Origin of the sequence: Methylomonas sp. Kb3, from assembly GCF_002834115.1 — a bacterium.
Lineage (GTDB): Bacteria > Pseudomonadota > Gammaproteobacteria > Methylococcales > Methylomonadaceae > Methylomonas > Methylomonas defluvii.
Genome location: NZ_PIZT01000031.1, coordinates 1 through 14,779, shown reverse-complemented (window position 1 = coordinate 14,779; position 14,779 = coordinate 1). Strand labels below are relative to the sequence as shown.

Below are 14,779 nucleotides of genomic sequence, written 5' to 3'. Positions count from 1 at the left end.
CCAGCGGCAGGCAGGATACCTTAACTCGTACCCAAGGCCGGATGACCGATTTGGATGTCCCCTCGGTCAAACGGCAGTCTGAACTGGAAGGCTGGGGTATGGGGCCGCAATAATGAGGTCTATCCCTTACTGAACCGCGTCTTTCAAGCCCTTGCCGGCTTTGAACGAAGGCAATTTGGCGGCGGCAATCGTAATGGCTTCGCCGGTTTGCGGGTTGCGGCCAGTGCGCTCGGCGCGTTCTTTTACTTCAAAGGTACCAAAGCCTACCAAAGCCACGGAATCGCCGGATTTCAACGCGGCTTGAATGGATTGAGTAATGCCATCCAATGCGCGACCGGCGCCGGATTTAGTCAGATTGGCGTGGCTGGCGATGGCGTAGATGAGGTCAGATTTGTTCATGTATGTTATTTCCTTTTTATGGAGACGGTTTATTTGAAGTTTTGTCAGCGAGCGCGATCCTAGACTCGGCAATTTTGCCCCTCGCTCTGAAATCGATTCAGTGAATAACGAGGATTAGCCATATTTTATGGCAAAAGACAGACTTAGTAGTCCGAGCTCCCTTTCGATGCCAACATCATACGCAGATTTTCACGTATAGTTGCCGTCAATAGTACAGTCGAAATTCCATAAAGCCGGCTTAATCTCTCAACTACACCTGTTACATCGGACGGTTTTGATATGCGATCACCAATTTTGGTAAATGGACCGTCAGTTTCCGTCAATAATCTATCGAGAGGGATGAGGGTAACGGTTGATGTATGTTTCTCATTTTCAAGCATTGCAGAATTGACCGAAAAATAACACCCCAACTCGATAGCGCGTCTGACTTCCGCCTTACTACCGGTGAACCAGTGCAATACGACTTTTCCTCTAGGGGGAGGCAAATACCTTTCAATATAATCCAGTACAGCCTTTGCGGAACGGGCACTGTGGACCGAAATAATTTTATCCCCTACCGCTGCACAACGTTGCAAAATATGCCGAAATACTTCCTTCTGTAATTCGAAAGACTTATAAAAACGCGGTCCCGCGTCTAGACCAACTTCTCCGACATAGCGAGTTTCGGGCAAATAGCGTTCCCACAATTCAATTTCACTCGCTCGCTCGGCTACTAACTGTGGATGCAAACCTAGAGCTGCTCGCACATGCCTCGTACACTGGGCAATCTCGTGGTTACGTGGCCATGCCTGTGGGGTTGTCGTGACCGTAAGTGTGTATACGCCAGCCTCTTCGGCCTCCCGCACGGCAGCTTGATGGTCCGGGTACAAATCAAGGTGACAATGGAAGTCCACGAGACCCGCTGTAGCGTTCATGAGCATTTTCCCCTCAGCTTGGTTTCGTCTTGACACCATCAATCAGACTCGCCACTTCGTCCAAGCCACGTCGGTAAACATCGGCAAAATGATCCAAGCGCGCAATCTCGTCGGTAAGCGAACCAGGTTTGTGGATAAGGAGATGTGCAAGCTGCGGATTTGCCCTGAGCCGCTCAATCGCATACTGAAAGGAACGGACTTGCTTACCAGTCGATTCCCGAGTATCCAGAGGCCGGGCGTGTAGGTCGGACACGGTATATGTCGTCCCATCACTCCCCTTACCCCAAGCAGTGTCCAATGCAGCGCGACGAATCAAACATGGAAGACAGTAGCCGCAATGCTCAATGCCTAGCCCGTGCCATCGCCCCTTAGTAGGTGATGAGCAAGATAACGAATCTGATGCCAGCTGCTTTAAAAGTTCAGGATTTCGACAATAGGCAGCCATCTCACCTTTTGTCTTATCCCAATAAGGGTTATCAATGCTGCCGTCAATTCCAAGCTCTCCTAAAAGCTCATTCCATCGCGCCATGTAGAAAGGATGCGTGGTGCGCGTGCTATTGGAGCCGAGTCGCAAGGGATCCAAGGGCACATTCAGTGCTATAAACCCGTTTTCCGGCACACGAAGAGTGAATCTCTTCCCAAGACCAGAGCCAGCAAACACGCCTAGGGCGAAGAACAGAAATGATCGACCACGGGTCGTGTTTTCTGACCCAACACCTTGCACAAGGCCATCCTCAAAAACCATCCCGACTCGCAATCTCTCGAACAGCGACTTGTCATAGTACTTCTTCAACCCAGAAAACAGCTTGCTTTGGGCATCGCTGGTCGCGCCTTCACCGAAATGACTAACCAGTAAAGGAGTCTCGCCAGTTTCCAGCAAGTCGATGGCGCCTATCAGGCTGTCCAAACCGCCAGAAAACAAGCTCACTGAATCGAAAGGTGGAGCCATCAAACTTAAAGAGGACTGCTGTGCGATCACCGCAAAACGGGACGGACGCGCCCTGAATCCGATAATCCACCTATCGCCCGTCAGAAAATCCAGCGCTTTCTTCAGCGTTGCTACTACTCCGCCCCATCGTTCCGGTTCACTGACCGGCACCACGAGGCGAATCTCTCGCGTCCAAGAGTCTTGCGACTGTTCGGTACGAGAGATTCGTGTATCTGCCGCATGCACATGAGCAGCAATCAAGAGCAGATCAATACCAATTTCCGATGGGAATACACCAAGCTTATTTAGATTGGTCAGTGCATCACCAATGCCGTGATCCAAGGATCGATTACCAGCAACGAGCTGAAGATAGGTCGTTTGCTCGTCGGCTTCTGAAGGAACTTCGAGGAGATCATCAGGGCCAAAACGGCCCACCAAAAGTTGCCTCTTCATTGGTTAGCCTCTGCTTCTCCCATTGCCTGCAGGATGCTAAATGCGGACTCATAAATCGAATCCACGAACGATTGGATCTTCTCTATGGTCAGATTTGGTGAATCCACGTAGGCTCGTGTTAGCGCGTCGCTTACCCCGCCACGGATGAAATCGCGTAATTGTTTTTCGACGCGAAGGGCGACCTTAGCATCTGCCGGCATTGTTACCACCTTGGTGCCGATGTCATTACATATCCGGGCTTCGATCGCATGCGTCGCATAAAGCTCGAAGACAGTCTGCATTTGATCCGGAGTGAACGTGGAAAGATCGGTTAGCCCTTCACTTGCCAACTCTACAATGGTTTCGATGTAAGCTTCGCGAGCAATGCCTTCATCGACCGTACCAGCTCCAGGGCAGATATAGTCAGCTAAGCCAACAAAAATTTCGGTGATCGGACGTCCCGCGAGAGACTCCAGATCAAGTGCACGCAATGCCTCACGAACACCCCGTGCCTGTACATCAGACAGGAAGCCTAGGAGCCGAGCACCAGCCGTTCGTGATGCGCCCATGCGCTGGGCGGCCAGGCGAGCACCACCGGTCGACGCAGAAACATATTTCGACACTGCCCGGCCTAGGCTGGCTCTATCACTACCACCAGAACCAGCGAATCGAGTAAAGTTATTACGGGCACCAGAAAAACGTTGTGGGTCAGCAGCTTCACCAATGGGTGGACGTTTTGGAGGTATTGGTGACCCCGCACTATCGGCAGGTGGCGGGCTATCCGTTCCAGCCGGAGGGGTTACGGGAGCCTCCCTACCATCTGCATCCCCGAGCCATGTTGGAACTAACGGCGTACCGCCGCCAGGACCGCCATACGACGTCGACGTTCCCATCAGCGCCCTCCCTTTATTTCCTTGAGCGCCGCGTCGGCAGCGGCCTTAAGTCCAGGGTTGTTGGTGACCTTGCTCCAATCTCCCAGTAGTTTTGACAGACGCAATTTGCACTCATCGTCTTTGATGACGCTTTGCCATCCACTAACGGCCCAAGGTCCGCATTTGCTACTCGGCAATGCCTCAAGGAAGTCCATTAAACGACCTTGCAAACCGAGTTGAGCTTTAACGAGAACGACGAGCCCATCGACACCAACCGGTTTCGTATCGAAGGTGCCTGTGCTCATGATCTTGGTACGCACTGCTTCAAATACCTTGTCTGCTTCGGGTTGAACGAGCTGCTTCAGTTCTGATTCGTAACCCTGGACAGTCATTTTGCCACCGAAAAGTTTTTCTACCACAACAGCCAAATAACCTAGAACTGATACCGGGCCAAAGTAATCTTTTTTGTCCTTTGTTACGAACAAGTAAGGGCGTAAATCGATGCCCGAAAGCTTTGGTGATAAGCATGCCCATTCACATACTGTTTCCAAAGACTTCCATTCAGCTAAGACACCAGAACCAGCACTAACCCCTGGATCGAAGGATTTCTGATCTTTCAATTCGTTCTCTGAGTTGTATTGTTCCTCAGAAGTCGCCAAGTCATTTTCAAGTGATTCGAGATCTTCGCATAATCCTTGAGGATGAACTGCCGCAACAAACGCTATCTGCTCAAACAGTCTCGGAATGAAGCGCTCTGCAAGCATGAGCTTAGCAAGCACTGGTAATTTAATGTCATCCCCGAAGCCACGTGCCTCAGCGGTGCGCTCACGTAAGAGAAGCGTATTGAGGAATCTTTTGATCTGCCGCGGATTGCCCTTGCTTCCGCTGGCCAGAACCGGACCAATCTGATCACTGAGGGCGAGCGCATTGTTGACTTTCTCTGCCTTCTGCCCAAGCGCATTTTTAACGGTCGCGGCATCGAGACCACCACTGGTCCAAGGACGCCTAAGCTGCTCCCGAGCCACACCAATGAGCTTCGCGTAGTCTGCATCTCCCTCGCCAATCTCCGCGCCGGCGAGCAACAACGTTACGTAAATTCGTGTTTCAGCCTCACCGAGTGCAGGAATGCGGAACGGAACCTGAATGAGCTTTTCTAGGTAGTTACGGGCATAGTCCCGAGGCCCAGTGCTATCAGGAAGGTCGGGAAAGTGCTTGCGTACCGCATACTCGATCATGGCTTCGTCAGCTGCGACTACAAATGCAGTTCGGGGCGTGAACACGAACAGCCTAATTGCTTCGAGGGTTTCGATCGCAGTATCAGGCAAGCAACGGTCAAGGTCGTCGATTAGGACTACAAGCTGCTCGATACCCGCATCCTTTAAAAGCTGCTCAAACGCCTTGCGGAACGCTTCTACCTCTTCAGGTACATTCTTGGTTTCGCAGGGCTTCAGCAGAGCTTTCACTTCACCGATAGTGGCCGAGATATTTTCTTTCGTTGCCAGTTTAGCAGGATCTTCCAACACCCCTTCGAGAGAGCCAATAATACCCGTTACCTGATCAGGCGTTGGAATTCCTGTAAAAGCCGTAACAGCCAAACCTCCCGCTCTCTTGGCAACCTTCAACCAATCTATGCGGTGGAACACCTCCTTGACACCGGATACAGCTTTGGTAAGCGCCGGACGTTTTTCGATCAAACCAGTTACGATTCCCTCAATTAGGGCGATTTTCGCATCCTCGAAACCCTGGAAGCGCCACCCGTTGAACTTGAGGCATAACACTTCTTCAGTCCCTTCGAAACCTGAGTCTATCATTTCAAGTACGCTAGACTTGCCCGCCCCCCAGTCGCCATGCACACCGATCGTCACAGGATGATCTGGATTTTTCCGAAGAAGGCCAATGATTGTCGTCGCTATGGCCTCGTTATTCAATAAATCGACTTTGGTCTCGTTATCGGTCAGGATCATTATTTTCCCTTACACATTGCGTCTGCTACCTTGGCTAAGTTTGACTGAATTCAAATTTACGATTGCGGCGCAGCGATTGGTTTGCCTCGGCTATACACGTCGCGCAGACGGTCATCGGCGATATTTCCAGATTAAGTCTGCAATCCATTTGAGTTGGCTTTGATGCATGGTTTCCTATCGCCGGTTGCCCGGCTTAATCGTTAAATTCGGGTTGATTCAATTCCGAAGCCCCCATCCAGTAGCACAGCAACGGTGCGGGTAGACGCATAATCTGGCTGGCAGTATCGCCAGTTTGCGGCAAACCGGTCATTAAGCCGAAGTCATCCAGCGATTTAGTGACAACGTAGCCGCGGGCAATTTTCTTTTGCTCACACAGTTCGATCAAACCTTTCAGTTCCCGTGCGCCGGTATGCTGGGCACGGTATTTCACTTCAAAGGGGATCAATTGGCCGCCGATTTCCGCGACTAAATCGACCTCGCGGTCTTTTTTCCCGTGCCAGTAGGTAAAACGCACATTTTGGGAATAATAGCGCGCAAAAAGATGTTTAAACACGGCGGTTTCGGTCGCTACGCCCAAGGCGGCGGGATCGTCGATGATACTTTTGCCCTTGAGTAAAACAGCGGGCGCGATCGCGGCATCGGCCAGATAAATTTTGAAGCGGCCCTTGAGCACGTCTTTGCCATAGCCAAACGGCGGCAAGCGATAAATCAGGTGGCAGGCTTCCAACAGCTCAATGAAATGCTGAGCCGTGGGACGTTTGACTTCCAGGTTGCTGGATAAGTCGGTGATATTCAGCAAACCGCCATCATGCATGCACAGATAGAGGAAGGTATGCTCAAGATCGAGAATCCGGCGCACACCAAACAGCGCGGTCATATCGCGCTTGAGCGCCTTATCGATAATGTCTTCACGCAGCAAGCGTTGCGCCTGAGTGATGCTTTCCACTTGGGCGGTTTGCGGGAAACCGCCGCGAATCAGATACTCGTGGAAATGGCCGACATAAGGCACGGCGATTTCCTGCGCCCGGTAAAATTGTGGCGGCGTCCAGTCGAACAGCTCGGTCAAGCTCTTTAATGGCGGTAACGGTGGCAGTTGCACTTGTTTGATTTGCAGGTACTCGTAGAACGACAGCGTAGTCAGCCGAATAGTGTGCCAGCGACCGACGCCGGACTCCTGGTCGGCTTCCACCAAGGGCATGGCCGAACCGGTAAAGACGATGCGACGCTGTTTGTTGAAATCGATCTGGTGTTTGACCCAGGTGCCCCAATCGCGAATAAACTGAGCTTCGTCGAGGAACAGATATTCAGGTCCATCGACCCGCGGCTCGCGTTCGCGCCAGGCTTCCAAAACCGCTTCGATGCCTGCCAACTTGAGCACCGGATGGTCAAAAGTGGCGTAAAGGATGTTGGCCGCCGGAACACCTTGCTTTAACAAAGCGTCGATCTGTTGCAGCAGCAATGTGGTCTTGCCGACCTGGCGTGCGCCGGACAGCAAAATGGCGCGATGGGCAGGCGGATGATTGATCCAGCGACTTAACTCACGCGAAGCGGCACGCTGCCAATCTGGCAAATCGGCAATCGGTTCGCTTCTCCACCAGGGATTGAATTGGGCCAATACGGCAATTAGTTCTTCTTTTGAGACTCTCATGAGTCAATCTTAGCACTATAATGATTTTATTGTCATGTATAGATAACAATAAATAGGTCATAATGCTAATACTGCCGAATTTTTTATGCCTTAGCGCATTCTTCTGTCAACCGAATGTCGTCACCCTTCGACAACAATTCCATTCATGAAGGCTTGCCAGAGCCAAAGCAAGTCTTAAAGAAAAGGCGATTGTCTAGCAAAAAAAACGACATCAAGTTACTTTTGAAAACCTAATTCAAACTACGATGATATTGCAGAATAACAATATTATTCTGAAACGATTCATCAGCTTTAACGCCAACCAACTGATCGAGAAGTTCAGGTTTTACAAACATCAAGTCGGCAATCATTTTTCTGGACATGCCGCATTGCTCGGCCAAAACTTTCATGCTGTCCAAAATAACTTCAGGCTTTTCCTGAACCATATCACGATCTTCATGCTCCTGAAGCGCTTCCCCGTGCCGACGCAATGAAATAACACCAGACCGATATTGCTCTTCCGAAAACGCGCCGAGCTGCCGACCACGATACAAAATCGCCGCTTTTGAGACCCCCCAGCGCATTTTGATGTCGGACAGTGCTTGCCAATTCAGCCGACTGCCGCGTAACGCTTTTTGGCACTCCTTAATAAAATATGCGCGCGGCATTAAAAACGCGCTCGCAAATCGGTTGGCTTGGGATTCTGTTGCTCTATCCCCCGTTTGGACGCCAACGTGAATGGTCAAGTGTCCAATTTCATGCGCGATTCCAAACCGGGTACGGCAAGTCGATTTCCCTCCAGCATTTAACGTAATAACCGGCCGCCGAGTAGCAAACGAAATGGCATCGATCTCGTCCGCTAGCCCACCCGTTTTTACCAATACCGCACCAGCATTTTCTGCAACGCGGCTCATATTAGCAATTGGCCCTAAACCCAACCCCCAATGAGACCGGCTTATTTCAGCAACGCGTTCAATCTCTTCGGGCGTTGATACCTCTTCATGTAGAAAATCGTAATTGGGAAAATCTAAGTTCTGGTCAAGAACGGACACCAGTCGCTTAAACATCTCGCCCTGTGCACGAGCGACCTGCTTAAGCGCAACTTTCGTGGTCAGCTGTTTACGAAAATGGCACTGCTCGTCGGAAATCGGCATCGGATCGACTTCCCTGAAAAATCGGGGCAGCACGTCCAGAGCTTCCGCCAACGCTGTTTCCAGGCTTTCATGCGGAGGCTCTAAGCCTGATTCCAACCGACTGAGATATTGCTTTGACTTATTGACTCTATCGGCCAAATCCTGCAAAGACAGCCCGTGAAATAACCGAGCAAGCCGAAGGTTTTGCCCAAGAAAATCGGCGGTCATAGCCGATTGGCCTCGTCTTTGGAACCCGCGACTGATTTTTTCGGTTTGACGGCAGGTTTGCCTATTTCAACAGCTTCAGGAACAACAACGGCATTAACACTTTGGAAAGTTCTAATCGCACCGGACTCCCATTGACACCGCACCACGCCCGTCGCGTCGAATCCGAGAAAAACAACTGAAGGCTCAGCATCATCATTGATGCCTTGATCAATGATGAAACAGTAACGGCATGGGTCCTGGTCGCTCTCAATATCATCGAAAAATGACGCTTGGTAGCGATTAACCGTCAAGACGGCTTTTTTCTTTGGGCTGTTTGGATCGTCACTGCTGAATCGACAAGGTACGCTACCAATTGTGAAGACCAAATCATTGGCGTTATTACTGACCTGTAACCAAGAATAAGTTTTTGCCAGAGCCAAGCCTTTAATCCGGTTTTTTTGCCGTCCGAATGTGGTGCAGCCACGCGTGTAGTTATCATCTGTTTCTGAGGAAAGATCGTCGAGCGTTTTATAGTGTTCATCCAGTAACAACTCTGCGACGACGGATAAACGTTCATGAGTCAAATCCGAGTGGTAATGTATAGGTTGAGGAAGCATTCGCCCTCCAAATTGTGCAAAAATAAAAAATCGTCAACCTAATAATTGTGCATTTTTAAGATTTTGTCAACTTAGCACTTCAGATTCACTCTAATCCTCAGCCGAATTTACGGTTAGCTTCTTTTCAACGAAATTGACGGGGTGTTTCCTAGCGTGGGTCGTAGCCAATGGCAACCAAGTTCCTTCTGACCTTTTCCGCAACAGCGCGCATGCGATAAGCCCCCTCATCATCGACAGCCTGACTGCAATAATCAGCAAATCCAGTTCGCTTTAGAAATTGCGCCAAATCCAAAGCCTCCTGTTCGGATAACGAAACACACAAGCATATTTCACTCGAATCAACGCTCATTGCGCACCTGCCTTAATTCGAGTCGGTCTCATCAACCAATGAGTCCTCATCCTTGGAAAGTTTCACTGGCTCACCCAACAGTCCAGATTGCTGTCGGGCCAATCGCACTTCCTCTCCATGCCCTTGTTCATAAGCTGCCTGATGCGCATGCCGTTCCATCGTCACAATTTTATTCGCTAGCCGCTGCAAGCGCTGCTGCCACTGAAGACGTGCATCAATGCAATGTTTGTTGGAAATGACCTGGCACAGCCACAAGGTGTCCATCACGATCATCAACTGGTCCAGCAAACGAATCAACTCGACGAACTGGGCAATCTGGGGCGAGGCAATCTTGGCCACAAATTCCCTGGGATGCGTGTACGTCGGCGTTTCAGTGATGCCGTTGTCGGCCTTGAGTTTTTCCAACCGACTCTTTTCCTGCTGCAGTTGCTCCGCACATTCGGCAATCATCTGACTGACGAGGCTTTCAATTTCATCGACCGTTTCCTCTCTTCCAATGATGCGCAGAATCACGTCGATGGCGTACAGGGACACCATCAATCGATGATAGCTGTTACGAATCACCCGAATGGCTTGTTCGCTGTTGATGCTAAATGTACGTTCAAATATTGGCCGACTGATGGCACGGCGCGGGGCTGGTTTGGGCTGTGGAGCTGCTTCGGACATGACCGTTTCCTGATGTGAACGAATGGTTCATGATCGTAAGCCAGATTCTTTTTAGCCTTTCCGCAGCTGATGGCGAATTCGGCATCAGCTGCAAAAGCCCTTCAAAAAATCTCTGCTTCAATACCAGCCAACGGAATTGGTTGGCCATCAGCCTTCCGCTTCTCCCCAGACTTTCTCGGCTGGTCTTTCACGACCGCCTTGATCCGACCTCGGTCGGCGTTCCGTTTTTAAGCGGCGACGGTGGTGTTCCATCGGCGTGTCAGGTGCGTCAAGCCTGATGTGAGTATTAATTGTTTAACCCTGCCGGGCGTATCGATTCCCCCCGGGATTCGAGGCGTCGGCATGCCCATCGCCGCGCCGCTGGGTATTGTTATCGTTGAGTCGGGCGCGGCCGACAGGAGGAATGTCATCATGGCCAATCGCGGCGTGAACAAAGTGATCTTACTGGGCCGGCTCGGCGCCGATCCGGATGTTCGCTTTATGCCCAATAACGGCGGCAAAGTCGTCGCCGTTCGTCTGGCAACCAGCGAAGTCTGGAACGATCCCAAAAACGGCAAACAGGAGCGGACCGAATGGCATCGAGTGGTGTTTTTCAAAAAACTCGCTGATACCGCCGAAAAGTATTTGCACAAAGGCAGCCAGATCTACATCGAAGGCCGTTTGCGTACCCAGCAATGGGGTCAAGCGGGCGATAAGCGCTACCGTACCGAAATCGCCGCCTTTGAATTGCAGATGCTGGATCGCCCTAACGCATCGGCAGCCGCCAACAGTTCGTCATCATCGCCAGCGGCCCCTGAGGACGCCGATTGGGATGACGAATATAGCGATATGCCCATCCATTAACCCTAGTCGCGCCGATTATTGGCGTTCGTGTATTTAACGTTTACACCGCCGATCCTTTTCAGGCTTCGGTATTTCAACCCCAAGGGGAATTCCATTTCCCGGCGGGCAATGGCGTTCCCTTTTTTTATTGAAGGAGACCCACCATGAATCAAAACAACCGCAACACATTACCCAAAACTCGTGACTTGCCGATGCCGGCTGTTGTGCAACAAAGCTACGGCCTGTCGGAGCAGTCCTGGAAAGTACTGACGGAAGTCACCTTTCCCACGGCGAAGACCCCGGAAGCCATTCTANATTATTGCAAGGCCCGCAAGCTCGACATCTTCAAAAAACCGGTGCATATCGTGCCGATGTGGAGTGCCTCGTTAGGTCGCAATGTCGAAACCGTCTGGCCGTCCATCATGGAAATCCAGACGACTGCGTCCCGAACCGGTGTTTGGGCTGGCATGGACAGACCCGTCTGGGGCCCGGATGTCACCAAAACATTTACCGGACGCTACAAGGACGACAACGAGCAATGGCAGGAATCCAGTGTCACCGTGACCTTTCCCGAATGCGTGGCGGTCACCGTGTATAGGATCGTCGGCAGCAAACGCTGTGCTTTTACCGAGGAAGTGTATTGGCTGGAAGCCTACAGCACGGCCGGCGGTAAAAACTCGCAAGTGCCGACTGCCATGTGGATCAAACGCCCCAAGGGGCAATTGGCCAAATGCGGTAAAGCGGCGTCTTTGCGTACTGCCTTTCCAGAGGAATGCGGCTATGCCGCGGAGGAGATGGATGGCAAAACGCTCGACGATGTTGTCGACGGTACCGTAATCGATGGCGAGGCGACGCATTGGGAAACCGATGTTGGTTCTGCTGATGATCGGTTTATAGGAGCATCCGAGCCTACACCGCACGTGATTGATTTGTCGCAAATCCATCCCAAGGTGCAAAAAGCGGTCGCAGAGCTGGTTAGACGGACTGCGGCGGCAGGTGCCTGGAAAGCAGCCTACGACTATGCCCACCAGAAGTTCAAAGGCATGGATCTGACCTTTGCGTTGGCCGAGTTGGACAAGGTATCGCAAGTTGAACCCAAGGCAACACAAGCCCTGGAGCAAACCGAAAACACTGGCATGCCACCCTTGTCAGCGAAAGACATGGCTATGAATCAGGCCCGTCAAACCTTGGGTAACGCCGCCTAATACGCTGCTACCCAAAATTCCCTAACCACCCACGAGGGCGTCATGTTTCGCCCACGGGGTTGGACATGACACCCTTCTTTTATTAGGAGAGGTCATGAACACAAACGATCAATCATTAAACCGCGTGCCCTGTCATACCGACTGGCAACGTTACGATTCACCCACGGTGTTACGCCGTCACGGTCGTGGCTTTCTGGAACGCCTGTGGCGACCCCAGGCCAACGAACCGAACCCGCAGCCCTTGAGCCAACCGGAACTGACAACACTTGCCGAGAGTTTTGGCGGTGTGTGTCTGCCGGCGCAAGACGAACTGCTGTTGCTGTTCGGCGATGGCCATTGGGCCCGGCGTTGCCAGACCCAGTTGCACAAGCTCGGTATCGAGTCGGTGCGCTTCGGTTGCCAAGTGCAGTTGACCGGATTTTCGCGATGAAGGTCATCGACGTTTCGCAGCGTTCCGCCGCCTGGCGGCAGTGGCGCTTACACGGCGTCAGTGCCAGCGAAGCGGCCATTGTCATGAACCGTTCGCCGTACAAAACCCCGTGGCGTCTCTGGGCCGAGAAAATCGGCCTGGTTTTGGAAGCCAGCCTGGACAACAACCCGTTGATCCGCGCCGGCATCCAGCAAGAGCCCGAGGCTTTGCAACGCTTCGAGGACAAACACGATCTGATGTTGTTGCCGCTGTGCGGCGAGTCGGAACAGTATCCCTTGATGCGCGCCTCGTTCGACGGCTTGTCCGAAGCGAATGAACCCGTGGAAATCAAATGTCCGCACGAGACCACGTTTCTGGATGTGCTGTTGAATGGGGAAGCTTCGGCGGCCTATCAGTTGTATTGGTGCCAGGTGCAACAGCAATTGCTGGTCGCCGAAGCGCAACGCGGCTTTTTGTTTTTCTACCAACAAGACCAGGATGTGGAATTCGAGATTCAGCGCGATGAGCACTTTCTCACGGCTCTGGTCGAGTCCGCGATGGATTTCTGGTCGGCGGTCAAATCGAAAAAGGAACCACCCAAGGATCCTGAGCGCGATTTGTACTTGCCCCACGGCGATGTGGAACGGCAATGGCAACAACTGGCGGCGACGTATCGGCAACGGGCGTTGACCATCCTGGATCTGAAAAGCCAACTCAACGGCTTGGAGGATGAGCAGTCGCGCATTGAAGACACGTTGGTAGCGTTGATGGGTGATTACGTGGCTGCGGAGCATTCCGGATTGCGGATCAGCCGATTTCAAAGCCAGGGTGCTATCGATTACAAGGCAGCATTGCAAGCCTTGCAACCGGGTGTTCAGGCCTCGGCGCTGGAAGTCTATCGAAAACCGTCGGCTACGCGTGTCCGCGTGACCTGTCGGGACGACGACGGCAAACATGCCGAAGTGCCGTTCGACGCCCAAACCCTGAAAGACCTGGCGGGCGTGGATTTTTGGTTTTGAGTTTTCGTCGTCTTTCCAAGACATCCTGTAACCCCTGTGGTTATGGGATGTTCTTTGATTGACGTCAACCGGCCAAGATAATTTACGCCGGCCATATGATCGAATCAGTTATTTCTGGCCTGTCGGTTTTAGGCTGGGCTTTCAACAGAAAAGTCCAACCCAAAACCCGCATCGTTCAGGCATTCCTTTCTGGAATCCCGAATCCGGTTTCGACCGGCGTTCCGTTGTTAAGCGGCATGAGCATTTGCCTCGTGTGCCAGGTGCGTCAAGCCTGGTGTGTTTAGTTTGTCCCGTTGGGGTTCATCACCCTTGCGGGACGGTGACCCCTTTTCACTTTTGAAGGAGGTCATTATGAATCACGACTTTTGGAAAACCTTGCACGGCTGGTTGAACGTTGCCCATAGCAACGATATCCAGGCCAAAAAGCGTTTGCTGCTGGAGATGCACCGTCAAATCTCGGAGCCCGGTTTGAGAAGCGACATTCAGCGCATCCTGCGTTTGATGGATCGGGAGCTGTTGGCCCGCGCCGAATGGGCGATGTACTGCGTCATGCAGCTACGTTGATTTTTTAATCCGTCCTGGCATGCCAGGGCTTTATTCACCCGCTGGGGCTCATCACCCCTCGGGGCGGCGTGCCCCTTGTTTTTTCTGAGGCTAGTCCTCGAGGAGCTCACCATGTACCAACAATATTCCATTACCGACTCCTTCGGCATTCAGGCACCGGCTTCCATGAAAGTGGAAGGCTTTGTTCCGGCAAATAACCTCTATGTACCGGCTATTAAGCCGTATGTGTTTCGCAAGGATCACTTACGGGATGTATTGGCGTTTTTAGGCGCGCATAACGGCGATGGCTTATACCTGACTGGCCCTACCGGCTCTGGAAAAACCTCGTTGTTGGAGCAAGTCGCGGCACGTCTGAATTGGGGCGTGCATTCGGTCACCGGTCACGGTCGACTGGAACTGAACGATCTGCTCGGTCAGTACATGCTGGTCGACGGCGGCGCGATGAAGTGGATCGATGGCCCGCTGACCCTGGCGGTTCGCTTAGGGCATGTGCTGTTGATCAACGAAATCGATGCCATCGACCCCGCTGAACTGATCGGTTTGAATGAAATCGTCGAAGGGAAACCTCTAACGATTCCACAGACTGGCGACGTAATTGCCCCGCATCCCAAGTTTCGTTTGGTGGCCACCGGCAATAGTGCCGGATCGGGTG

17 protein-coding genes are annotated in these 14,779 nt (G+C 52.0%); 7 read left to right on the top strand and 10 right to left on the bottom strand.

The features are described from left to right. Positions 1-126 precede the first annotated feature (126 nt). The 10 genes from CWO84_RS14710 to CWO84_RS14665 all read right to left on the bottom strand — a co-directional run bounded on the left by CWO84_RS14710 (position 127) and on the right by CWO84_RS14665 (position 10,108). The gene (locus CWO84_RS14710) at positions 127-399 is read right to left on the bottom strand and encodes an HU family DNA-binding protein (RefSeq protein ID WP_101053449.1); all 273 of its coding nucleotides are present in this window, start codon (positions 397-399) and stop codon (positions 127-129) included. 143 nt (positions 400-542) lie between these two features. Continuing rightward, positions 543-1,313 (bottom strand): Qat anti-phage system TatD family nuclease QatD, encoded by a 771-nt coding sequence (gene qatD / locus CWO84_RS14705; protein WP_033159591.1) that lies wholly within the window; start codon positions 1,311-1,313, stop codon positions 543-545. A gap of 13 nt (positions 1,314-1,326) precedes the next feature. Further along, complete coding sequence (gene qatC / locus CWO84_RS14700) at positions 1,327-2,694, bottom strand: Qat anti-phage system QueC-like protein QatC (protein ID WP_033159590.1); 1,368 nt, start codon at positions 2,692-2,694, stop codon at positions 1,327-1,329. After that, the gene (qatB, locus tag CWO84_RS14695) at positions 2,691-3,296 is read right to left on the bottom strand and encodes a Qat anti-phage system associated protein QatB (RefSeq protein ID WP_201798989.1); all 606 of its coding nucleotides are present in this window, start codon (positions 3,294-3,296) and stop codon (positions 2,691-2,693) included. The genes qatC and qatB overlap by 4 nt, the downstream gene beginning before the upstream one ends. 269 nt (positions 3,297-3,565) lie before the next feature. Next, the gene (gene qatA, locus CWO84_RS14690) at positions 3,566-5,509 is read right to left on the bottom strand and encodes a Qat anti-phage system ATPase QatA (protein ID WP_033159588.1); all 1,944 of its coding nucleotides are present in this window, start codon (positions 5,507-5,509) and stop codon (positions 3,566-3,568) included. 193 nt (positions 5,510-5,702) lie between these two features. Next, entirely contained in the window at positions 5,703-7,157 is a 1,455-nt protein-coding gene (locus CWO84_RS14685) for an ATP-binding protein (protein WP_033159587.1), read from the bottom strand. Positions 7,158-7,387: 230 nt separating this feature from the next. After that, positions 7,388-8,497 (bottom strand): XRE family transcriptional regulator, encoded by a 1,110-nt coding sequence (locus tag CWO84_RS14680; RefSeq protein ID WP_033159586.1) that lies wholly within the window; start codon positions 8,495-8,497, stop codon positions 7,388-7,390. Further along, positions 8,494-9,093 carry a hypothetical protein gene (locus CWO84_RS14675; RefSeq protein ID WP_033159585.1) on the bottom strand — a complete coding sequence of 200 codons (600 nt, stop codon included), beginning with the start codon at positions 9,091-9,093 and terminating at the stop codon, positions 8,494-8,496. The genes CWO84_RS14680 and CWO84_RS14675 overlap by 4 nt, the downstream gene beginning before the upstream one ends. Before the next feature lie 148 nt (positions 9,094-9,241). Next, positions 9,242-9,442, bottom strand: a complete 201-nt coding sequence (locus tag CWO84_RS24665; protein WP_033159584.1) for a hypothetical protein — start codon at positions 9,440-9,442, stop codon at positions 9,242-9,244. 12 nt (positions 9,443-9,454) lie between these two features. Continuing rightward, complete coding sequence (locus tag CWO84_RS14665) at positions 9,455-10,108, bottom strand: hypothetical protein (RefSeq protein WP_101053448.1); 654 nt, start codon at positions 10,106-10,108, stop codon at positions 9,455-9,457. 14 nt (positions 10,109-10,122) lie between these two features. On the opposite strand from CWO84_RS14665, the gene CWO84_RS24215 reads away from it, so the two are divergent. The 7 genes from CWO84_RS24215 to CWO84_RS14635 form a co-directional block, all read left to right on the top strand. Beyond that, complete coding sequence (locus CWO84_RS24215) at positions 10,123-10,386, top strand: hypothetical protein (protein WP_133120691.1); 264 nt, start codon at positions 10,123-10,125, stop codon at positions 10,384-10,386. A gap of 64 nt (positions 10,387-10,450) precedes the next feature. Then, positions 10,451-10,951 carry a single-stranded DNA-binding protein gene (gene ssb, locus CWO84_RS14660; protein WP_051670566.1) on the top strand — a complete coding sequence of 167 codons (501 nt, stop codon included), beginning with the start codon at positions 10,451-10,453 and terminating at the stop codon, positions 10,949-10,951. 143 nt (positions 10,952-11,094) lie between these two features. Then, on the top strand, positions 11,095-12,135 hold the full coding sequence (gene bet / locus CWO84_RS14655) for a phage recombination protein Bet (RefSeq protein WP_101053446.1): 1,041 nt from the start codon (positions 11,095-11,097) through the stop codon (positions 12,133-12,135). Positions 12,136-12,229: 94 nt separating this feature from the next. Further along, positions 12,230-12,565: a hypothetical protein gene (locus CWO84_RS14650; RefSeq protein ID WP_033159582.1), complete on the top strand. Its 336-nt coding sequence runs from the start codon at positions 12,230-12,232 to the stop codon at positions 12,563-12,565. Then, positions 12,562-13,563 carry a lambda-exonuclease family protein gene (locus CWO84_RS14645; RefSeq protein WP_033159581.1) on the top strand — a complete coding sequence of 334 codons (1,002 nt, stop codon included), beginning with the start codon at positions 12,562-12,564 and terminating at the stop codon, positions 13,561-13,563. Before CWO84_RS14650 ends, CWO84_RS14645 begins: the two co-directional genes overlap by 4 nt. 351 nt (positions 13,564-13,914) lie before the next feature. Beyond that, on the top strand, positions 13,915-14,127 hold the full coding sequence (locus tag CWO84_RS14640; RefSeq protein WP_033159580.1) for a hypothetical protein: 213 nt from the start codon (positions 13,915-13,917) through the stop codon (positions 14,125-14,127). Positions 14,128-14,238: 111 nt separating this feature from the next. Continuing rightward, positions 14,239-14,779 (top strand): AAA family ATPase (locus tag CWO84_RS14635; RefSeq protein WP_117433620.1); only part of this gene is annotated, 541 nt, incomplete at its 3' end.